The sequence below is a fragment of the Tepidamorphus sp. 3E244 genome (genome assembly GCF_046159835.1).
In the GTDB taxonomy this organism is placed as follows: Bacteria; Pseudomonadota; Alphaproteobacteria; order Rhizobiales; family Tepidamorphaceae; genus JACKJK01.
In genome coordinates this window covers 822,756-843,587 of sequence record NZ_JBJXCY010000001.1, presented here as the reverse complement: position 1 = coordinate 843,587, position 20,832 = coordinate 822,756, and the positions used below count along the sequence as shown (strand labels likewise).

Annotated in this window: 19 protein-coding genes and 1 tRNA gene; 9 read left to right on the top strand and 11 right to left on the bottom strand. The window is 65.8% G+C overall.

Features of this window, described 5'->3' with window-relative positions; all coding sequences use genetic code 11:
* The first annotated feature begins 14 nt into the window (after nt 1–14).
* The 4 genes from ACKTEK_RS04010 to ACKTEK_RS03995 are packed head-to-tail and all read left to right on the top strand — an operon-like array spanning nt 15 to nt 3,461.
* Nucleotides 15–1,331 carry an MFS transporter gene (locus ACKTEK_RS04010; protein WP_409163952.1) on the top strand — a complete coding sequence of 439 codons (1,317 nt, stop codon included), beginning with the start codon at nt 15–17 and terminating at the stop codon, nt 1,329–1,331.
* Nucleotides 1,328–1,804, top strand: coding sequence for a TspO/MBR family protein (locus ACKTEK_RS04005; RefSeq protein ID WP_409163951.1), 477 nt, complete (start codon nt 1,328–1,330; stop codon nt 1,802–1,804). The genes ACKTEK_RS04010 and ACKTEK_RS04005 overlap by 4 nt, the downstream gene beginning before the upstream one ends.
* Nucleotides 1,805–1,835: 31 nt before the next feature.
* Nucleotides 1,836–2,747 (top strand): amidoligase family protein, encoded by a 912-nt coding sequence (locus ACKTEK_RS04000; protein ID WP_409163950.1) that lies wholly within the window; start codon nt 1,836–1,838, stop codon nt 2,745–2,747.
* Between the two features lie 36 nt (nt 2,748–2,783).
* A complete protein-coding gene (locus ACKTEK_RS03995) occupies nt 2,784–3,461 on the top strand; it encodes a gamma-glutamyl-gamma-aminobutyrate hydrolase family protein (RefSeq protein WP_409163949.1) in 678 nt (225 codons plus the stop codon).
* Nucleotides 3,462–3,467: 6 nt separating this feature from the next.
* On the opposite strand, the gene ACKTEK_RS03990 is transcribed toward ACKTEK_RS03995, so the two are convergent.
* The 7 genes from ACKTEK_RS03990 to ACKTEK_RS03960 form a co-directional block, all read right to left on the bottom strand.
* Nucleotides 3,468–3,905, bottom strand: a complete 438-nt coding sequence (locus ACKTEK_RS03990; RefSeq protein WP_409163948.1) for a hypothetical protein — start codon at nt 3,903–3,905, stop codon at nt 3,468–3,470.
* A gap of 37 nt (nt 3,906–3,942) precedes the next feature.
* Nucleotides 3,943–5,253 (bottom strand): NAD(P)/FAD-dependent oxidoreductase, encoded by a 1,311-nt coding sequence (locus ACKTEK_RS03985; RefSeq protein ID WP_409163947.1) that lies wholly within the window; start codon nt 5,251–5,253, stop codon nt 3,943–3,945.
* Nucleotides 5,254–5,260: 7 nt separating this feature from the next.
* Nucleotides 5,261–6,985 carry an NAD+ synthase gene (locus ACKTEK_RS03980; protein WP_409163946.1) on the bottom strand — a complete coding sequence of 575 codons (1,725 nt, stop codon included), beginning with the start codon at nt 6,983–6,985 and terminating at the stop codon, nt 5,261–5,263.
* A gap of 60 nt (nt 6,986–7,045) precedes the next feature.
* A complete protein-coding gene (locus tag ACKTEK_RS03975) occupies nt 7,046–7,840 on the bottom strand; it encodes a DODA-type extradiol aromatic ring-opening family dioxygenase (RefSeq protein ID WP_409163945.1) in 795 nt (264 codons plus the stop codon).
* 166 nt (nt 7,841–8,006) lie between these two features.
* Entirely contained in the window at nt 8,007–8,432 is a 426-nt protein-coding gene (locus ACKTEK_RS03970; protein WP_409163944.1) for a GFA family protein, read from the bottom strand.
* Nucleotides 8,429–9,019, bottom strand: coding sequence for a VOC family protein (locus ACKTEK_RS03965; RefSeq protein ID WP_409163943.1), 591 nt, complete (start codon nt 9,017–9,019; stop codon nt 8,429–8,431). Before ACKTEK_RS03965 ends, ACKTEK_RS03970 begins: the two co-directional genes overlap by 4 nt.
* 107 nt (nt 9,020–9,126) lie before the next feature.
* Nucleotides 9,127–10,512 carry a class II 3-deoxy-7-phosphoheptulonate synthase gene (locus ACKTEK_RS03960; RefSeq protein WP_409163942.1) on the bottom strand — a complete coding sequence of 462 codons (1,386 nt, stop codon included), beginning with the start codon at nt 10,510–10,512 and terminating at the stop codon, nt 9,127–9,129.
* A gap of 192 nt (nt 10,513–10,704) precedes the next feature.
* Here ACKTEK_RS03960 and ACKTEK_RS03955 point away from each other — a divergent pair, with 192 nt between their 5' ends.
* The 3 genes from ACKTEK_RS03955 to ACKTEK_RS03945 are packed head-to-tail and all read left to right on the top strand — an operon-like array spanning nt 10,705 to nt 13,933.
* Nucleotides 10,705–11,424, top strand: coding sequence for a VIT1/CCC1 transporter family protein (locus ACKTEK_RS03955; RefSeq protein ID WP_409163941.1), 720 nt, complete (start codon nt 10,705–10,707; stop codon nt 11,422–11,424).
* Between the two features lie 60 nt (nt 11,425–11,484).
* Nucleotides 11,485–12,744 (top strand): MFS transporter, encoded by a 1,260-nt coding sequence (locus ACKTEK_RS03950; protein ID WP_409163940.1) that lies wholly within the window; start codon nt 11,485–11,487, stop codon nt 12,742–12,744.
* A gap of 52 nt (nt 12,745–12,796) precedes the next feature.
* Nucleotides 12,797–13,933 (top strand): carboxylate-amine ligase, encoded by a 1,137-nt coding sequence (locus ACKTEK_RS03945; protein ID WP_409163939.1) that lies wholly within the window; start codon nt 12,797–12,799, stop codon nt 13,931–13,933.
* A gap of 18 nt (nt 13,934–13,951) precedes the next feature.
* Here the strand turns inward: ACKTEK_RS03945 and gor are convergent, their stop codons facing one another.
* The 4 genes from gor to ACKTEK_RS03925 all read right to left on the bottom strand — a co-directional run bounded on the left by gor (nt 13,952) and on the right by ACKTEK_RS03925 (nt 19,475).
* The gene (gene gor / locus ACKTEK_RS03940; protein ID WP_409163938.1) at nt 13,952–15,328 is read right to left on the bottom strand and encodes a glutathione-disulfide reductase; all 1,377 of its coding nucleotides are present in this window, start codon (nt 15,326–15,328) and stop codon (nt 13,952–13,954) included.
* Complete coding sequence (rpiA, locus tag ACKTEK_RS03935) at nt 15,325–16,029, bottom strand: ribose-5-phosphate isomerase RpiA (protein ID WP_409163937.1); 705 nt, start codon at nt 16,027–16,029, stop codon at nt 15,325–15,327. Before rpiA ends, gor begins: the two co-directional genes overlap by 4 nt.
* Before the next feature lie 4 nt (nt 16,030–16,033).
* Nucleotides 16,034–17,476, bottom strand: a complete 1,443-nt coding sequence (locus ACKTEK_RS03930) for an NAD-dependent succinate-semialdehyde dehydrogenase (RefSeq protein ID WP_409163936.1) — start codon at nt 17,474–17,476, stop codon at nt 16,034–16,036.
* A gap of 127 nt (nt 17,477–17,603) precedes the next feature.
* A complete protein-coding gene (locus ACKTEK_RS03925; RefSeq protein ID WP_409163935.1) occupies nt 17,604–19,475 on the bottom strand; it encodes a hypothetical protein in 1,872 nt (623 codons plus the stop codon).
* 132 nt (nt 19,476–19,607) lie between these two features.
* Here ACKTEK_RS03925 and ACKTEK_RS03920 point away from each other — a divergent pair, with 132 nt between their 5' ends.
* Both ACKTEK_RS03920 and ACKTEK_RS03915 read left to right on the top strand, forming a co-directional pair.
* Complete coding sequence (locus ACKTEK_RS03920; protein ID WP_409163934.1) at nt 19,608–20,306, top strand: HAD family hydrolase; 699 nt, start codon at nt 19,608–19,610, stop codon at nt 20,304–20,306.
* A 38-nt stretch (nt 20,307–20,344) separates the two neighbouring features.
* Nucleotides 20,345–20,420, top strand: a tRNA-Val gene (locus ACKTEK_RS03915).
* Nucleotides 20,421–20,832: the final 412 nt, after the last annotated feature.

The window sequence follows — 20,832 nt, the reverse complement described above, 5'->3', positions numbered from 1 at the left end:
GCCAGAGACCCGCCATGACTGCCTCCGACACCCGGCAATACGTCTACGAGATGCTCACCGGGGAAGATGATGGCCGGGTGTGCCGCGACATTCCCGACGCCGCCTGCAACCACCAGCCCCGAAACTTCCTGACCCATATCGCGAGCCTCGGCGCGACCAAGACCAGTGACGGACTGGTCGACCCGAAGCTCGTTCTGTCCTGGCTGCTCGGCACGCTGGGCGCGCCCGCCTACATGGTCGGGCTGCTGGTGCCGATCCGCGAGGCCGGTGCGCTGCTGCCGCAGCTGTTCATCGCGGGCGGCATCCGCGCCCTGCCCCGGCGCAAGTGGGTCTGGGCGGGCGGCAGTCTCGTTCAGGGCATCTCCGTTGCCGGCATGGCGGCGTCCGCGCTGCTGCTGGACGGGGCCACGGCAGGTGGTGTCATCGTCGCGCTGCTCGCCGTCTTCGCGCTGGCGCGCTCGGCCTGCTCGGTCAGCTACAAGGATGTTCTCGGCAAGACGGTGTCGAAGTCGACGCGCGGCACGGCGACCGGCACGGCAGGCTCCATCGCAGCAGCCATCGTCTTCGCGTTCGGCGTGCTGCTGGCGACCGGGCTGATACCGTTGAGCGTTCCGGCAATTTGCATCGCGCTGGCCATTGCTTCGGCCTGCTGGATCGCGGCCGCGCTGATATTCTCCACCCTGCGCGAGGAGCCCGGCGCGACGGCTGGCGGCGGCAACGCGGCCTCGGTCGCCCTTGCGCAGGTCTCGCTGCTGTGGCGCGAGCCGCAGCTTGCGTGGTTCGTGACCGCGCGCGGGCTGCTCATCGCCACCGCGCTCGCGCCACCATTCCTCGTCACCGCAAGCGGACAGGACAACGACAACGCACTCGGCCAGCTTGGCCCCTTCGTCATCGCCTCCTCGCTGGCAGCAGTCGTCAGCGGCTATGTATGGGGAAGGATTTCGGACCGCTCCAGCCGCAAGGTGCTGGCGCTCTCGGCAACGGCTGGTGCCGCCGTGCTGGCGCTGGCAACCGTGCTTGGCGTGTTTTCGCCCGCCGTGCTGGCGCAACCCTATGTCGCGCCGGCCCTGCTGTTTGCACTGATGATCGCGTATCAGGGCGTGCGGCTTGGGCGTTCGACGCACCTGGTGGACATGGCGACGCAGGAAACACGCGCTGCCTACACCGCCGTATCCAACTCGGCCATCGGCGCGTTGCTGCTGGTCGGCAGCGTCTTCGGCGTCATCGCGCACATGTTCGGCGAGACTGTCGTGCTCGGCCTGTTTGCGGCCATGTGCGGTGCTGCGATACTGGCGGCGCTGCGCCTCGAGGAAGTTCAGGAAACGACATGAGCACCACGCTGAAAACCTATCTCACACTGGCCGCCTTCCTGCTGGTCTCGCTCGGCGTCGGTGCCATTGGCGGCAGCGTGACCGCGGGCAGCGTTGCCACGTGGTACCCGACGCTGTCCAAGCCGCCGTTCAACCCGCCGGACTGGATATTCGGTCCGGTGTGGACCGCGCTCTACATCCTCATGGCGTTCGCGGCGTGGCGCGTGTGGCGCACCAACCACCCGAACCGCGGTCCGGCGCTGTTTGCCTATGCTGCGCAGCTGGCGCTGAACCTCGCGTGGTCGTTCATCTTCTTCGGCATGCAGAAGCCCGGCGCGGCGCTGGTCGAGATCGCGCTGCTGCTCGTCGCCGTCGCCGGGACGATGGTCCTGTTCTGGCGCATCGACCGGGTCGCGGGCCTGCTCTTCGTGCCCTACCTGGCGTGGGTAATGTTCGCCAGCGTGCTCAATGCCTCCATATGGTGGTTGAACTGACCCCATGCCCTCGCTTCCGCAGGTTGCAACAATGACCGAGTACGAACAGCCCGATACGCTGACCACCGCCAGTGGCGAGACCCGCAGTGTCGGCATCGAGATCGAGTTCGCAGACCTGACGAGCCGCGAGGCCGCGCAGGTCATCCAGCGTGCGCTCGGCGGGCGAATCGAGGAGGTGACGCCGCACCGGATGAACATCCTCGACACGCCCATCGGCAACATCCGCATCGAGCTGGACACCCGCTTCGTGCACTCCGACAACCCGCAGTCGGAACCGGCCATCCTGCAGACGGGCCGCGACATCCTCGGCAAGCTGTCACAGGCACTGGTGCCGCAGGAGCTTGTGACCGATCCGATCCCGATGGACCGGATCGGGGAAATCGACCAGGCCATCGAGGCGCTTCGGGACGCGGGCGCGAAAGGCACCGGTGACAATCTCGCCTATGCCTTCGGGCTGCATCTCAACCCGCAGGCCGCATCCCTGCAAGCGAGCTACCTGCTGTCGATCATGCGGGCCTTCTGCGCGCTGAACGCCAAGCTGCGGGAGGACATTCACCCGGACTGGACGCGCGAGATGATGTCTTGGGCGCGGCCCTATACGCCGGAGTATCAGGCACTCATCCTTGATCCGGCGTACAATCCCGATACGAGTACGCTCATCGCCGACTACGTTCGCATCCAACCCAACCGGAACCACGACCTCGACATGCTGCCGATCTTCGCCCATCTCGACCCGAACGCGATCAAGGCCAAGAGTTCGCTGAAGACGGTAAGCGGACGGCCCGCCTTCCACTATCGCCTGCCCGACTGCCGCATTTCGGAACCGGGCTGGAATGTTGCGCCGGACTGGAACCGCTGGTTGAGTGTCGAGCGGCTCGCCGCCGACAACAACGCGCTGATGGGCGCGATCCGCGTCAAGCGCCAGACGCTCGCCACCGCCTGACCTGATCCCGTTTCCCGAAAGCCGAATACTGACCGCATGAGCAAACGACCGACGATCGCCGTGACCCTTTCGCGAGGCCGCAGTTACTGGGTCTGGTTGCTGCACCGGCTGGCCATCTGGCGGGCGGGCGGCAAGGCCATGAAGGTGACGCCCGGCGACGACTACGACATGGGTGCCATCGACGGGCTGGTGGTCGGCGGCGGTGACGACATCTCCTTCCAGCTCGACGGGACCGAACTCGACCCCAACGTGCGCTACGACCCTGAGCGTGACGCGCTGGAGCGCGAAATGCTCGTTCACGCGTTCGAGCAGAACATCCCCGTTCTCGGCGTGTGTCGCGGCGCGCAGATGATCAATCTCGTGCGCGGCGGCACGCTGTGGCGCGATATCGTCGAGATAAACAAGGAAGCGCCCAAGGGGCGGATGCTCATGCCGCGCAAGCGCATCACTTTCGTGGAAGACAGCCGGCTCGCCGACATCATGAAGTGCAATCCGTGCCAGGTGAACGCCCTGCACCACCAAGCTGTGAACAAGCCCGGCGAAGGCCTGCGCATCGTCGCGCACGACGAATACGAGATAGTACAGGCCATCGAGGCACCGGACCATGATTTCACCATCGGCGTGCAGTGGCACCCGGAAATGCTGCCCTTCTCCAAGCCCAACATGAACCTGTTCCGGGCGCTGGTCTCTTCGATCCGGCAGCAGGCGGCCTGAACCCGCCTACTCCTGCTTCAGGACGTGAAATTCACTCTCGCCGCGCAGGCCGCACCAGTCCTTGGCGTCGTCGAGCATGGTCGCAACCGCATCCGCAGTCGCCTCCTCGCTCTGCAGCTTGATGTGGGCGCGCTCGCCGGTCGAGCTTCGCTTCCAGCCGTCCGCATCCTTCTTCATGTCGTGGTACCAGTGCGTTGCGTAACCGTTGAGTCCGCCGGACTCGCGGTCGTGGATCGTCACGGCGCAGTCCTCGCAGACACCCCGATCCTCATCCAGGTCGCAGGAGTAGAACTGGTGGCCTGCCGCGCGCGCCCGCTCGGTCGGAACCTTGGAGCGCAGGTATTCGGCCAGCACCGTCGTATCCACGGGGTCGTCGCAGGCGGACAGGAACAGCGCAGGGAGGACAGCGATCGCGGCCCGGACGCGGGCAGACACGGATGACATGGCAATGAACCTCATGGACGGCGCAACGCGGCTTACGTTACGAAAGTCCCAGCCTGTCGCGCAACTTGAATGCGGGAAAGGCATACCGCCCGATAAGTGTTTTCAAAGGCTGAAGCGGAACAGGACGAAGCTCCGTAATCGGCAACGGCATGTCGGCTTCGCTGCGTTTTCCCGCAAGGAATTCGCCGAGGTCGCGCCCCAGCGTCTGGGACATGGCGACCCCGCGCGTCATGAAGCCCGCCAGCGTGTAGACATTGCCAGCCGCCCGCTGGATGACCGGCAGGCCGTCGTCGCTCACCGAGCAACTGCCCTCCCAGTAGCTTTCGAAAGCGACGTCGCGCAGATGCGGGAAAATCTGCGACAGCCTCAGCCGCGCGTGACGCTCGCCATATGGCCGGTTGTCGCCGTACCCGAAGACCAGCCCGCCTGCGATGACGCGGTTTTCCGCATCCAGCCGCACGAAGCCGCCGGACTTGCGAATGTCGGTGATCGGGATGCGCTGCGGCAGCGTGATCGCCAATTCATCGCGCGTCAGGGGCCGGGTGAAATAGTGGTAGAGCCGGATCGGGATGACCGTGCGAGACAGGCCCTCCATCACGCCGCCGGGCGTGTAGCCGTTGGTTGCGAACACGACCTGCCGGGCGCGGAATTCGGCATCTTCGGTCACCAGCACGCGCGCCGTGTCGTCGCCGCGCATGGCGAAGACTTCCGCGCCTTCTCGGATATCGACGCCGCGAGCGCGGGCAACGCGCGCCAGACCCTGCGCCAGTGCATACGGGTTCACGGTGCCGCCAGTGGGGCCATACCAGCCGCCCAGATAGTTCGACGCGCCGGTGCGCACCTTCAGTTCTTCCGCATCCAGCCATTCGACGTCGCGCCCGCGCTTGCGCCAGGCCTCGTAGTTGGCGCGCACGATGGCCAGCGAGCGTTGCGAGTGACCGGGCTGTATCCAGCCGTTCTGCTCGGCATGGCAGCGGATCTGGTGTTCGCGGATCAGCCCGAAAACATAGTCGGGGCCATCGGCGACGGTCTGCGCCAGCCGCTCGCCGCGTGTTTCACCGACAAGACCGGCAGCCGTATCGGCGCTGAGCGGGCCGACGAAATGCGGCACCACGAACCCGCCGTTGCGGCCCGACGCACCCCAGCCGACCTTGCCCGCCTCCAGCACCAGCACCGACAGGCCGTGCAGCGCGGCGTTGAAGGCGATGGAAAGGCCCGAGTAGCCCGCGCCGACAATTGCCAGGTCGTACTCGTCGCGGATCGAAGCACCTGCATCCGGCTCGAACGGCGGTTCTTCGCTGCGCGGAACCCAGTGAACACCCTCAAGGCTCGGCTCGCGGCGCGACATGACTGGCCTATTCCTCGAACCTGTAGAGGCGTTCGGTTTCTTCCGGGAAGTCTGGGATGGGGTCACCGGGGTCGCGGAAGGCATTGATGATCGGGTAGCGGCGGTCCTTGCCGAAGCTGCGGCGGGTGATCTTCACGCCGGGTGCCGCCTGCCGGCGCTTGTACTCGGCGATGTAGAGCAGGCGCTCGACCTTCTTAACCGTCGCCTCGTCGAAGCCATCGGCGACGATGTCGTGAACCGCGCACTCGTCCTCGATCAGGCGCGTCAGGATCGCGTCCAGCACGTCGTACTCGGGCAGCGAATCCTGGTCCTTCTGGTTCTCGCGCAGTTCCGCCGTCGGCGGCTTGGTGATGATGTTGGGCGGGATGATGACGCCGTCCGGACCAAGGCAGCCTTGCGGGCGGTTCTCGTTGCGCCACGCGGCGAGCTTGAAGACCTCGGTCTTGTAGAGGTCCTTGATCGGGTTGAAGCCGCCGTTCATGTCGCCGTAGAGCGTGGCGTAGCCGACCGAGACTTCCGACTTGTTGCCGGTCGTCACCACCATCGGCCCGAACTTGTTGGAGATCGCCATCAGCAGCGTGCCGCGGGCGCGCGACTGGATGTTCTCCTCCGTCACGTCCGCCTCGCGGCCCGAAAACAGGTCCTTCAGCGCAGCGTTGAAGCCTTCCACCGGCTCGGCAATCGGCACGATATCATAGGGCACGCCGAGCGCCTTGGCGCAGCCCGCCGCGTCCTTGAGGCTTTCCTCGGACGTGTAGCGATAGGGCATCATCACGCAGTGGACCTTGTCGGCCCCCAGCGCATCGACGGCCATGGCCGCGCAGATGGCGGAATCGATGCCGCCCGACAGGCCCAGCACCACGCCGGGGAAGCCAATCTTGCCGACGTAGTCGCGAAGCCCGTGCACGCAGGCGAGCCATGTCAGCTCTTCCGTATCGGCCAAGGTGACGGACGGACCTTCCGTGCAGCGCCATTCGCCGCTCTCGCGCGACCAGACCGTCAGCGCGACTTCCTCCGTGAAGGCCGCCATCTGGAAAGCACGGCTGCGATCGGCATGGAGGCCGAAGGACGCGCCGTCGAAGACAAGTTCGTCCTGCCCGCCATATTGGTTGACGTAAACGAGAGGCAATTCGCTTTCGACGACCCGCGAGACGGCGACGTTGACGCGAACATCATGCTTGCCGGTCCAGTAGGGCGAGCCGTTGGGCGAGATCAGGAATTCCGCACCGGTCTCGGCCAGCGTCTCGCAGACTTCCTCTTCCCAGATGTCCTCGCAGATGGGCACGCCCAGCCGAAGCCCGCGGAAATTGAGAGGTCCCGGCATGGGGCCGACCTGGAAGACGCGCTTTTCGTCGAAGACGCCGTAGTTCGGCAGTTCGACCTTGTGGCGGATCGCGGTGATGCGCCCCTCGTCCAGCATGCAGTAGCTGTTGAAGAGGGCTTCCTTCTCGCGCCAAGGCGTGCCGATCAGCACCGCCGGGCCGCCATCGTCGGTTTCCCTGGAGAATTCCTCGACGGCGGCCATGCAGGCAGCCTGGAAGGCCGGCTTGAGGACGAGGTCCTCGGGCGGGTAGCCGGCGATGAAGAGCTCGGGAAACGCGATGAGGTCGGCGCCCATGCGGGCGGCCTCCTCGCGCATCTGGCGGGCCTTGGCGAGGTTCTTGCCGACTGCGCCGACAGTCGGGTTGGCCTGCGCGATGGCGAGCCGGAAGGTATCGTCAATCTCGGTCATGGCCGAGATTTAGCTCGGGGCGCGGCGAAACGAAACCGGTTTTCCGGCAAAGGTTCACAATCAGGCGAATGCGTAGGCATCCATGGCGATGACGCCGTGGTCCACGCTTTCGTGGAGGCGCTTGCCGGCAACCCCTGCCCCGCCTGCGCCAAGCGCCACGAAGAGCGGCAACAGGTGCTCTTCGGTGGGGTGGTTCTCGCGGGCAAACGGTGCCTCTTCGCGGTAGCGCACCAGCGCCTTGGTGTCGCCTTCCGCGATGCGTTCGGCCAGCCAGTCGGCGAAGGCGCGCACCCAGTGTTCCGGCTCGGACTGCGCCGTGAAGCCGCCGGCAAAGAACGCCGCGAGATTATGTGTGATCGCACCGGAGCCGAGGATCAGCACGCCCTCGTCCCGCAACGGCTCGATGGCCTGACCGAGCGCGAAGTGCCAGCCGGCATCGCGATCCGGTGAAACCGACATCTGCACGACGGGAATGTCGGCATCGGGAAACAGCAGCGCCAGTGGCGTCCAGACGCCGTGGTCGAAGCCGCGCGATGCGATGCGGTCGACGTTGAAGCCGGCGGCCTCCAGCAGACCGGCCGCACGCTCGGCGATGTCGGGTTCGCCCGGCGCGCCATAGACGATCTCGCGAAGGCGCGGATCGAATCCGCCGAAATCGTAGGTCATGCCCGGCTTCGGGTCGGTGACGATGGCGACGCCGTGCGTTTCGAAATGCGCAGAGACAACGAGGATCGCCTTCGGCTTTTCGATCTTGCCGGCATACGCCTTGAGGAAGTCGCGCGCCGCCATGTCCCGGATGACGATATCCGGGGCACCGTGGGACACGAACATGGTGGGCATGGGGGACGCGGACATGATCTGAAATCTCCTTGTCGGCGGGTGTCGCCTGTTTCAGGAAATATGCGCCTTCGCGCGGCCCGCAACGAGAGAGGGGCCTTGTGACGGTGTGTTGCTCCAGTGCGAACAATTTCCGCGATCAGGCCGCATATGTTGCGCCACACGCACCAGCGCGCCAAGCGATTTACGGCAGGCCGGACCCCAGTGGATAGACGGCGAGACCGTCGTTCAGGTCGTAATAGTCGGCCTTCTCGCTGGCATGGATGTGCCAGCCAGCCGGGATGATCGACGGGTGGTCGACGCAACCAGCGAAGATCGAGACCGTCGACCCGTCATCGGGCACCCAGAACATGTGCGCGCCGCAGGTCTTGCAGAAGCGCCGCGTGGACTGTTCGCTCGCGCGCCAGCCTGAGAGGTTTTCCTCACCGGAAATCTCCAGCGCATCCGCCGCGCAGCGCGTGGCCATGATGAAATGGCCGGACTGGCGGCGGCAGCTTTCGCAATGACAGCCGACGAACGGACGGAACGGCCCGTGGGCGGTGAAGCGCACCGCGCCACAGGCACAGTGACCGGTGATCCGATCTTCAGCGGTTCCGACTTTCGTGTTCATCGAGCCTTGTAAGGATTCTTCGGGGTGCGGTCGTCCGACAGCGATTGTTGCGTGCGTTCGACCAGCAATTCAATGGCATCCGACAAGTGGACTTCCTGAATGTTGTAGTCGCCGCTGGCCACGCGGATGCGGTGCGCCTCGATCATCACGTCGGCATGGCTGCAGCCGCGCGGCGGCTCGAAGCGGTAGGACGCCAGTTCGCACAGCAGGCCGAGCGGATCGGTGAAGTAGATCGAGTCCATGAACCCGCGATCGACGGGACCGGAATTCTGCACGCCGCGCTCCTCCAGCCGCTGGGCGGCCTGCTTGAAGGTTGCCTGGCTGACGTTGAAGGCGATGTGGTGCAGCGAGCCGATATCCATCGGCACGCGGCGCGGGTCCGGCTTGCGGCTCTCGTTGGTGAAGATCGTCAGCAGCTTGCCGTCGCCCGGATCGAAATAGAGGTGGCCTTCCTCCGGGTCGTCGAGATTGGGCTGGTCGAAGATGAAGGGCATGCCAAGCACGCCCTCCCAGAAATCGATGGACGTCTGGCGGTCTGCACCGTTGAGCGTGATGTGGTGGATGCCCTGAACCTGGATCTTGCGCATGGATGCCTCCCGGTGTTTACGCTTGTGACCGGTGATCTAACGCAAACGCGCCGGCGAAACAGGGTTCCGCCGACGCGCTGACTTGATACGCAGTGTTGCGCGATTGCTTACAATCCGCTGACGGCCTGCACCCGCTCACCACCCTTGCGCACGCGCGACAGCTCCTCGGCGATCAGGAAAGCAAGCTCCAGCGCCTGCGTGCCGTTGAGGCGCGGGTCGCAGAAGGTGTGATAACGGTCGGACAGGTCGGCGTCCGTGATCGCCACTGCACCGCCGGTGCATTCGGTGACGTCGGTACCGGTCATCTCGAAATGCACGCCTCCCGGATGGCTGCCCTCGGCACGGTGGATCTCGAAGAAGGTGTGCACCTCGCTCAGGATGCGGTCGAAGGGCCGCGTCTTGAAGCCGGATGCCGCCTTCACCGTGTTGCCGTGCATCGGGTCACAGGACCACACCACCGTGCGGCCTTCGGCCTGCACGCGACGGATGAGACTGGAGAGATGATCGCCGATCTTGTCCGAACCGTAGCGGCAGATCAGCGTCAGGCGACCGGCCTCGTCTTCGGGGTTCAGGACGTCGATCAGCTTCATCAGCCCGTCGCCGTCGAGCGAGGGGCCGCACTTCAGACCGATCGGGTTCTTGATGCCGCGCATGTATTCGACATGCGCATGGTCGGGCTGGCGCGTGCGGTCGCCGATCCACAGGAAGTGGCCGGACGTGTCGTACCACTCGCCCGACGTTGAATCGACGCGGGTCATCGCCTGCTCGTAGCCAAGCAGCAGCGCCTCGTGACTCGTGTAGAAATCGGTCGAGCGAAGCTGGTGGGCACTCTCGGACGTGATGCCGCAGGCGCGCATGAAGGCAAGGCATTCGCCGATGCGGTCGGCCAGCGCCTGGTAGCGGTGGCTCTGCGGGCTGTCCTTCAGGAAGCCGAGCGTCCACTGGTGGACGTGCTCCAGGTTCGCATATCCGCCCTGGGCAAAGGCGCGCAGCAGGTTCAGCGTCGCGGCCGACTGGCGGTAGGCCTTGAGCATGCGCTCGGGGTCCGGGATACGCGCTTCGGGCGTGAACTCCGGTCCGTTGATGATGTCGCCGCGATAGCTCGGCAGCTCCTGGTCGCCCTGCGTCTCGGTCGGCGCGGAGCGCGGCTTTGCGAACTGGCCGGCAATGCGCCCGACCTTCACCACCGGCTGGGATGCGCCATAGGTGAGGACGACCGACATCTGCAGGAAAACGCGAAACAGGTCGCGGATCATGTCCGGGTGATGCTCGGCGAAGCTTTCGGCGCAATCACCGCCCTGAAGAAGGAATGCCTCGCCTTTTGCAACGCGTCCGAGGTCGCGCTTCAGCCTGCGTGCCTCGCCTGCAAAAACAAGCGGGGGAAAGCGCTTCAGCTCACCCTCGACGCGCGTCAGCGCATCTTCATCAAGATATTCGGGGACCTGCACGATCGGCTTGTCGCGCCAGCTTTCCGGAGACCACTTCGCAGCCATGACTCTACACCTTCGATCCAATACGGTTCACACCAGTGAATTCGGTACGCGGCGGCAAAGACTTGCGCCGCATCAAACCGTCTGGCCCCGGCATCCGGCACGGTGTCGAGACTTGCGGCTTGATCGGAAGAGCCGGGTTTATACACGCAATGGCCTGAACAGGCTACCGTCAATGCCAGCGGGGATGACCGGGTGGAAGCCGAGCACACGCATGAAGCCGAAGCCATCCGCGAACGGCTGACCGAGGGGCCGCGCGTCAGCTACCTGCGCGACTGGGTCTATGGCGGCATCGACGGTGCCGTCACCACCTTCGCCATCGTGGCGGGCGCGGTCGGGGCGGACCTTTCGTGGCGGGTCGTGCTCATCATGGGATCGGCCAACCTTCTGGCCGACGGGTTCTCGATGGCAGCGGCCAACTACACCGGCACGCGCGCCGAGATCGACGACTACGTTCGCCTGCGCGAAATGGAGAAGCGCCACCTTGCCGACGATCCGCGCGGCGAACGGCGCGAGCTCATCGAGATCTACCGCATGAAGGGCTACCGGGGGCGCGGGCTGGTGCGCATGGTGGAACTGGTGATGGAGAACCGGTCGCACTGGCTCGACGTGATGATGGTCGAGGAACACGGCCTGTCTTCCCTGCTGCGCTCCCCGACCCGCGCGGCTCTCGCAACCTTCGCGGCCTTCGTTGCCTGCGGGCTAGTGCCGCTCATTCCCTTCCTGCTGCCCGTCGCAAATCAGGCGGCCATTGCCGCGATCATGACAGCGGCTACATTCTTCGCCGTGGGATCGTTGAAGGCGCACTGGTCATTGACGCCGTGGTGGCGTTCGGGCCTGGAGACCTTCGGCATCGGCATGGGTGCCGCGCTCGTCGCCTACGGTCTCGGCGAAGGGCTTGCACGACTCATCTGAGACGCGTAGCGCGGAAGCATCGAATTCGACCGGTCCGCCGGTAGCACAGGACAGGCTCCAATGCGTGTGTTCTTCGTGGCGTCCGGGGCGCTGATGTTTTCCGCATTCCTGATGCTTGCGGGCTCCGGACTGCTGTTCGGCCTGCTGCCCCAGCGCGCGCAGATCGACGGCTTTTCCGATGGTGCAATCGGCCTGCTCGGCTCGGCCTATTTCGCCGGGATGCTGGCCGGGTGCTTCGCGGTGCCGGTGCTGATCCGCATGGTCGGGCACATCCGCGTCTATGCCGCCTGCGCGGCACTGGCGACCGCCATGCCGCTGGCCCAGGCGATGTTCCCGGAGCCGGTCGCATGGATCGTGCTGCGCGTGCTGACGGGTTTTTCGTTCGCCGCGATCTACGCCATCATCGAGAGTTGGCTCAACGAACGCGCGACCAACGAGATCCGCGGCACGGTGCTGGCCCTCTACAACATCATCAACTACGGCGCGATGGCGTTCGGCCAGCAGTTCATGCGGCTGTATGACGTGAACGGCTTCGAACTCTTCGCGCTGACGGCGATCCTCATTTCCATCGCCGCCGTGCCGGTCGCGCTGACGCGCACCAGCGCACCGACGATCCCCGAGTCACCGCAATTGCGACCGCTGTGGCTGTTCAAGATCTCGCCCATGGCCTTCGTCGGCGCGCTGTTCGTCGGATTTGCCAACGGCGCCTTCTGGTCGATGGTGCCGATCACGGTGAAGACGATGGGGCTTGGCCCTGCGGGCGTGGCTGATTTCGTCTCCGCCACCATCATCGGCGCGGTTCTCGCCCTGTTTCCCTTGGGGCGCTACTCGGACCGGGTCGACCGGCGCTTCGTAATGATCGGGGCGAGCGTGGTGGCGGCGATTTCCGGTGCCGCCCTGATGGCGGCCCCCCTGCTCGGCCTTAACTCATACTGGATTCTCATGGCGCTCGCGGCGACCTTCGGCGCGTCGGCCATGCCGATCTATGCCATCGCCGGCGCACAGGGCAACGACCACGCCAAGCCCGAACAACTGGTGGAGCTCTCCACCGGCCTGCTGCTGATCTACACGACGGGCGCCATCATCGGGCCGCTGGCGGCCGCGTTCTTCATCGGCATTGCCGGGCCGCTTGCCCTGTTCGGCTGGACGGCGGGCGTTCACGCCGTGCTGGCAGGTTACGCGCTCTACCGCATCTTCCAGCGCGCACCGGCCAAGGAGCAGAACCGCGAGCCGTTCGTCGCGACGCCGCGCACGACGCCGCTGGCAGTGGAACTGTCGCCCCTCGTGCACGACGCCGAAGAACAGGTTTCCTCCTCTTGAGGCGAAAGTCAGCGATTGCCGCTGCGCAAACTCCCGTGCCAACCTGTTGCCCATGAGCGCGCCCAACGAACCGTCATTCACGATCGGCGTCGAGGAGGAGTATCTCCTCGTCGACAAGGAAACCCGCAACCTCGCGACAGACCCGCCCAAGTCGGTGATGGAGAAGTGCGAGAAGCGGCTGGAGAAGCAGGTCAGCCCGGAGTTCCTGCGCTGCCAGATCGAAGTCAGCACCTCGGTCTGCAAGACGACGGCGCAGGCGCGCGAGGAACTGGCGCACCTGCGCAGCACGATTTCGGAGATCAGCGGCGAGGAAGGCCTCGCCCCGATTGCCGCCTCCACGCACCCCTTCGCGCACTGGCAGGAACAGCAGCACACCGACAAGGAGCGCTACAACGACCTGGCCCGCGACATGCGGGTCGTCGTGCGGCGCATGCTGATCTGCGGCATGCATGTGCATGTCGCCATCGAGGACGAGGCGGTTCGCATCGACCTCTTCAACCAGCTGTCCTACTTCCTGCCGCACCTGCTGGCGCTGTCGACCTCCTCGCCCTTCTGGCAGGGCCACCTGACGGGGCTGAACAGCTACCGCCTCAGCGTCTTCAAGGAGATGCCGCGAACCGGGCTGCCGGAAGAGTTTGCCTCACCGGGGGAATACGAGCGCACCATCGACGTGCTGGTGCGCGCGGGCGTGCTGGAGGACGCGACGAAGGTCTGGTGGGACCTGCGGCCCTCGCACCGCTTCCCGACGCTGGAGATGCGCGTCACCGACATCTGCACGCGGCTCGATGACGCCATCGCCATTGCCGCCATGTTCCGCTGCCTTGCGCGGATGCTGTGGCGGCTGCGGCGCTCCAACCAGAAGTGGCGCAGCTACACGCGCTTCCTGATTGATGAGAACCGCTGGCTTGCCCAGCGCAGCGGCGCGCGCGGCAGCCTGATCGATTTCGGGCGCGGCGAGCAAGTGAACTATTCCGAACTGCTGGAAGAGATCCTTGAACTGGTGCGCGAGGATGCCGAGCACTTCAACTGCCTCGGCACGCTTGAACATGCCCGGCTTATCGCCAGCAAGGGCACCAGCGCGGATCGCCAGATCGCGGTCTACGAGGATGCCCGCAAGCAGGGCGCGAATGATGAGGACGCGCTGAAGGCCGTGGTCGACCACCTGATCGCCGAAACGGTGGACTTCTAGGGGTGCCGCGAGCGCCGATCAGCTCTTCTTGTGACGCCGTGTCGGCTCGCGCATCGTGACCAGTTCTTCCGCCGCTGAGGGGTGCAGCGGGATCGTGGTATCGAAATGCGCCTTCGTCGCACCGCAATTGATCAGCACGCCGATGAGCTGCGCCATCTCGGCGGCATCCGGGCCGACGATATGCGCGCCGACAACCCGGTCGGAACTCCCATCGACGATCAGCTTCATCAGCATGCGGCCATTGCTGCCACCGATGGTTGCCTTCATCGGTTTGAAATTGGCGGCATAGACGACGGTCTCGTCGAGGCGCTGGACGGCCTGCTCCTCGGTCAGCCCGACGGTGCCGATCTCCGGCGTGGTGAAGACGGCGGTGGCGATGTTCTCGTGGTCAACCACGGTTTTCATCTCGCCGAAGACGCTGTCTGCAAAGGCATGCCCCTCGCGAATGGCAACCGGCGTCAGCGCGACCCGGTCCGTCACGTCGCCGACGGCATAGATGTGCCCGACACTCGTGCGCGACTCGCTGTCGACGGGGATCTCGCCTCGTTCACCGACCTGCACGCCCGCCGCACCGAGATTGAGGCCGTCGGTCAGCGGCGAGCGGCCGATGGCGAAGAGGATCTGGTCGGCCTCGATTTTCCGGCCGGTCGTCGTGGTGCCGACAAGGCCGTTCTCGGTCTTCTCGATCTTCGTGAAGACCTCGCCGAAGACGAAGTTGACGCCGTTGTCGATCATCTCCTGGCGCACGTGGGCGCGGACTTCGTCGTCGAAGCCGCGCAGCGGTTCCGGGCCGCGATAGATCAGCGTTGTCTCGGCGCCCAACCCGTTGAAGATCGAGGCGAACTCCATGCCGATATAGCCACCGCCCGCAATGCAGATGCGCTTGGGCATCTCATCGAGATGGAAGATATCGTTGGACGTTATGAGGTGCTCGCGGCCTTCCAGCGTCTGGTCGATGTTGGGATATCCACCGGTCGCGATGAGGATGTAGCGGGCGGTGAAGGTGCGGTCTTCCTCGATCAGCTTGACCGTGTGCGGATCAACAAAGTGCGCAAAGCTTGAATAGATGTCGACGCCGGCGCGCTTCAGGTTCGCTTGGTAGGCGTTTTCCAGCCGCGCGATTTCCGTGTCCTTGTTGTCGATCAGGCGCTTCCAATCGAAGCTCGCCTCGCCGAGGTTCCAGCCGAAGCCTGCGGATTCCTTGAACTCTTCCGGAAATCGGCTCGCATAGACCATCAGCTTTTTCGGGACGCAGCCGCGGATCACGCAGGTGCCGCCGTAGCGGAAGCCTTCGGTGATCGCGACGCGCGCGCCATGCTGGGAGGCGATGCGGGCTGCACGCACACCACCGGAACCGCCGCCGATGACGAAGAGATCGTAGTCGTATTCGCTCATAGATCGCCCATGGTCGTGATGCCGCCGGACCCGGCGATGAGTGCGCCCGACGCCATGCCGATGAACAGCCCGTGCTCGACCAGACCCGGCACCGTGTTAAGCGCAGCGGCGAGGCCTTCGGGATCGGGGATCTGGCGGAAATGACAGTCCAGCACCGCGTTGCCTTCGTCGGTGACGAACGTGCCGCCGTCAGGCCTCTTGCGCTGCTCGATGGCACCGCCGCAGCCATGGGCGCGGGCGGCTTCTTCAACGTGATGCAGCGTCGCGGTCAGGCCGAAGTCGAGGACTTCCAGCGGCAGCGGGAACTTGCCGAGCGTCTCGACGACCTTGGTCTCGTCGGCGATCACGATCATGCGGTCGGAGGCGGCTGCAACGATCTTCTCGCGCAGGTGCGCGCCGCCGCCGCCCTTGATGAGGCGCATGGCCGCGTCGATCTCGTCGGCCCCGTCGATGGTGAGGTCGAGGCGCGGGGTTTCGTCCAGCGTGGTCAGCGCGATACCGCATTCACGGGCGAGATCGCCAGTTGCCCGCGATGTCGGCACACCGACGATTTCGAGGCCTTCGGAGCGGACCCGCTCGCCAAGCGCACGCACGAAATGCGCTGCCGTGGAGCCGGTTCCAAGCCCCACCTTCATGCCGGAGGTGACGAGGCCGGCCGCACGTGTGCCGACCTCTTTCTTGAATGCGTCGAGATCAGCCAATGTTCTACAGGCCACCCATCAGCATGTATTTCAGCTCGGTATACTCGTCGATGCCGTGTGAGGAGCCTTCACGGCCGATGCCCGATTCCTTGACGCCGCCGAAGGGCGCGACCTCGGTGGAGATCAGGCCCTCGTTGATGCCGATCATGCCGTATTCCAGCGCCTCGCCGACACGGAAGCAGCGGCCCACGTCGCGGCTGTAGAAATAGGCCGCGAGGCCGAACTCGGTGTCGTTGGCGCGCTGGATGGCTTCGTCCTCGGTCTCGAACTTGAACAGCGGCGCAACCGGGCCGAACGTCTCGTCGCGGCTGACGACCATGTCCTTGGTCACGTCGCGCAGCACCGTCGGCTGGAAGAAGGTGCCGCCGAGTTGGTGGCGGTCACCGCCTGTGACGACGCTCGCGCCCTTGGACTTGGCATCGGCGATGTGCTCCTCGACCTTCTCGACGGCGGCCTCGTTGATGAGCGGTCCGGTGGTGACGCCCTCGCCCGTACCGTCGCCGACCTTCAGGCCGTTCACGGCCTTGGCCAGCTTCTCGGAAAACTCGTCATAGACGCCGGCCTGCACGTAGATGCGGTTGGCGCAGACGCAGGTCTGCCCGGCGTTGCGGAACTTGGAGATCATCGCGCCTTCGACGGCCTTTTCGATGTCGGCGTCGTCAAACACGATGAAGGGCGCGTTGCCGCCAAGCTCAAGCCCGACCTTCTTCACGGTGTCGGCGCACTGGCGCATCAGCAGCTTGCCGATCTCGGTGGAGCCGGTGAACGAGAACGCCTTGATGGCCTCGTGTCCGGTCAGCACCTTGCCGATCTCGCTGGACTTGCCGGTGATGATGTTGATGCAGCCTTCCGGGAAGCCCGCACGGATGGCGAGTTCGCCGAGCGCCAGCGCGGTCAGGGGCGTTTCGCCGGCGGGCTTGATGACGGCGGTGCAACCCACCGCAAGCGCCGGTGCCACCTTGCGGGTGATCATCGCGGCGGGGAAATTCCACGGCGTGATGGCGGAGACAACGCCGACGGGCTGGCGCTGCACGATGATGCGCGCATCGGCCTTGTGGGTCGGGATGGTCTCGCCGTAAACGCGCTTGGCCTCCTCGGCGTAGAACTCGATGAATGATGCCGCGTAGGCGACCTCGCCCTTGGCCTCGGCCAGCGGCTTGCCCTGCTCGCTGGTCATGATCATGGCGATGTCGTCGGCGTTCTCCATGATCAGGTTGAACCAGTCGCGCATGATCTTGGAGCGTTCCTTGGCGAGCTTCTTCGACCAGCCGGGGAACGCGGCCTTGGCGGCCTCGACGGCCTCGTTCGCTTCCTTTTCGCCGAAGACCGGCACCTTGCCGAGCACATCGCCCGTCGCCGGATTCGTGACTTCGAGGTCCTCGCCACCGACCCATTTGCCGTTGATGAGGGCCTGGGTCTTCAAAAGGGTGTTGTCCTTGAGCTTCATTTGCCGCCTCCCGATCGCGTGTTCTGGCGGGCGCCTAGCAGCACCCCCGCTTGGTCAAACCGATTATCACGCGGCCATATAGGGCGCCAGCCGCGAAAGGTTTACCGATACGCAGAGCAGCTCTGACTCAGTCGTCGTCGGTGCGGCGGCTTTCTTCGCGGGCGAGACGTTCGGCGCGCAGTTTCTCGTAGAGCTTGAGGACAGCATCCGGGCCACGGTCCAGCTCGAACTGCTGGCGCGGCGGCGGCTCCGGGGCCGGCTCCGGCTCTGGCTCCGGTTCAGGTGCCGGCGGTGCCTGCGGCTCCGGCGGGGGCAATTCGGCCAGCGGTTCCGGCGGCTCTGCGGCAATCGGCTCCTGTGGCGGGACGGGGCTGCGCGGGCGCGGCGGCTCGTCCACCGGTGCCTGCTCGATGTGCGGCGCAACATAAGGGCGCGGTGCCGGTTGCCGCGTCGGGCTTTTGGTTTCCACGCGGGAGGGTTCCACCTGCGGCGTGACGTAGGGGCGCGGTGCGGGCCGTGTCGGCTGCGGTTCGGGCGGCAGGCCTGCGGCCTCCTGAGCCTCGCGTTCGGCGCGTTCGCGCTCGCGGCGTTCGCGAACCTTGCGCAGCAATGCGCTCTCCTCCGGGCGCGGCGGCTCGGGGGCGGCGACCGGCTCTGGCTCTGGCTGCGGTTCCGGTTCTGGCTGCGATTGCGGGGCAGCAGGCGGGGGCGGCGGCCGGTCTTCGTCGTCGTCAGCGTGGGAGCCGCGAAGCCCTTCGGCGGGCGCCGGCGGCATCTCGGCATCGAACGACCCCGTCGCCTCGACCTCCCAGCCGCGCGCGGACACATCGGCCGGCACGCCCGGACCGGAGCGCGCGTCCATCTCGTCGGCAGCATCGGGCAGACGGCCACGGGTCAGCACGCGCGGCAGCGGATCATCCGCCTCGTCCACCGGCGGGGCCGGCGGCGGCACGGGCTGCTTGCGCTGGGGCGGCGCGAACTTCTGGACCGGCGGCGGCACCTTGGGGGAGGATTTCAGCGGGGCGACCGGCTGTTCGCCCTCGATTTGCGGGCGCGGCGGCGCGGGCGGCTTGGGCGGCGCGGGGACGCGCGGCTTGGCGACCGGCGCGGCGGTCGGCGGCGACGGCACCTCGACCCGGTCGTCGTCACGCACCCGCGGCGTGCGCAGCGGCGGTGGCGGAACGGGCGCACGCGCCATGTCGTCGCGGTTGCGCATGCGCGGTGCGCGGCGGCGCTTGGGTTCGGGCTGCATGCCCCAGACCGCCAGCACCAATCCGATGATCATGATGACGAGGCCGCCGATGGCGATGTCGCGGAACGGGCCGAGGCTCACGGCATCGAACACGGTTCCCGCCACCGTCGCCCGCATGTCGGACGGCATCCGCGACAGCACGAAGAAGGTCGTCGGCACCGCGATCAGCAGCGGCACGAGCGCCGGAACGAAAATGGCCGCCACGCCTGTCCAGAATGCGAAGGCGCGCCGGGGCAATTCCGAAAGCGAGCGATACAGAAGCGCCAGCGAGAGAATCGGAACGATCCACAGCAGGTAGACGACGTTCAGGAATGCCCGCAACCCGGCAGCCGCCGTCGCGGCCTCGGGAATGTCGGACACCAGCATCCGGATGCGCCCAAGGCCCAGTTCCAGCCGGTCGACGACGCGCGGCGCCGCCAACAGCGGCTCCTGCACGCCGAGGAAGCCGTAGACCGGCAGAACGGTGGCGGCCATCAGCGCCAGCGCGCAGATCGCTTCGGGGTGTTGGCGAAACCACGCGATGAAACCGTGTGCAAAGGTCGATGCGCGTTCCTTCAGGCGGCTTTCGCTGACGGCGTAGATATCGACGGCGCTGTCGCCTTCCAGTTCGAAGTCGACGCGCTGGCCCTTCACCGGGAGATCGTCTTCCTGCCAGTCGCTCAAGGCAAAGCGGTAGCGCCGGCCGTCTTCGGCGCGCAGTGCGCCTGTGCCGGTCGCGTGGTTGATGCCCAGTATCTCGCCGCGCATTCCGCTTGTTATCTGTCTGCCTTTATGGCTGCGTGCGGCCAAACGAGTCTGCCCGCCGGGCCGCGGCTTCGTGTATCAAAGCCCGGCGGCATCGTATATGCCCGGTCCGCGCAATCCGAAAGAGAGCCCGATTTGTCCACGACCTTGAGTCCCGTCGCCGTGTTCGATCTCGACGGCACGCTTGTCGATACCCTGCCCGATCTTGCCGCCTCGCTGAACGTGGCGCTGGAGAAGGAAGGGCTGGCGCGCGTGTCGCAGGAAGACGCGCGGCGCGGTGTCGGCCACGGGGCGCGTCGGATGATCGAACATGCGCTCGCCGACCGGGGCGTGACGCCCGACCGCGAGCGCATCGACCGGATGCACGGCGCGTTCCTGGAGCACTACACCGCCAACATCGCCGTCGACAGCGTGCCCTTCCCCGGCGCTGTTGCCGCTATGGACGCGCTGTCCGCGCGCGGCATCGTCCTGGCGGTATGCACCAACAAGTACGAGGCGCTGGCGCGCCGGCTGCTCGGCGATCTCGGGCTTGCGGACCGGTTTGCAGCCATCGCGGGCGGCGACACCTTCCCGGCTTCCAAGCCCAACCCGCAGCACCTGACCGGCACCATCCAGGCGGCAAAGTGCGGGGCCGCAGTGATGATCGGCGACAGCGACGCCGATATCGGCGCGGCAAAGGCTGCCGGCATCCCGAGCGTCGCGGTTTCCTTCGGCTATTCCACCCGCCCGGCTGCCGAGCTTGGTGCGGATCGGCTGATTGCGCATTTCGACGAACTGGAAGACGCCGTGGTCGCCCTGCTGGATAACGGTGCGGGCGGAAGCGCAAACGCTTGACTTCACCACGCTCCCAACCTTAATACGGCGACCTTCCCGGGCGGTTAGCTCAGTTGGTAGAGCACTGTGTTCACATCGCAGGGGTCACTGGTTCGAATCCAGTACCGCCCACCATCCTCCAAGACAGTTTCATCTGACGTCGAATCGCCTGGCCTCCCCTGCCAGCCGGCGATGGCGAGTGATTCCATTCGGCGGCTGCCTTCAGCGCAGCGTGCCATGCGTGCCCGCCGCGCGATCCGTGTCCTGATTGCCACACCACTTCGGTAAAGGGTGCGCGAGCACGGCGAATTGCCGAAACGGCACCTCCAGCGACTTGATTTCGAGACGCCGCTGCGGAAACACTGCCGCCACGCCTGATGAAATTCGACATGCTGCGGATGACGCGGCGCGTTGATTGAAGGCATGAACCGATGCCCTGTCGAGGATGCGGATAATCCGGTCGGACGGGGCGGGTCGGGATCAGAATCAGAGCATTCGCGGCTGCAGCCAGTCTTCTGGTGTGGCCCGGACTTCAGATCGAGGCTCG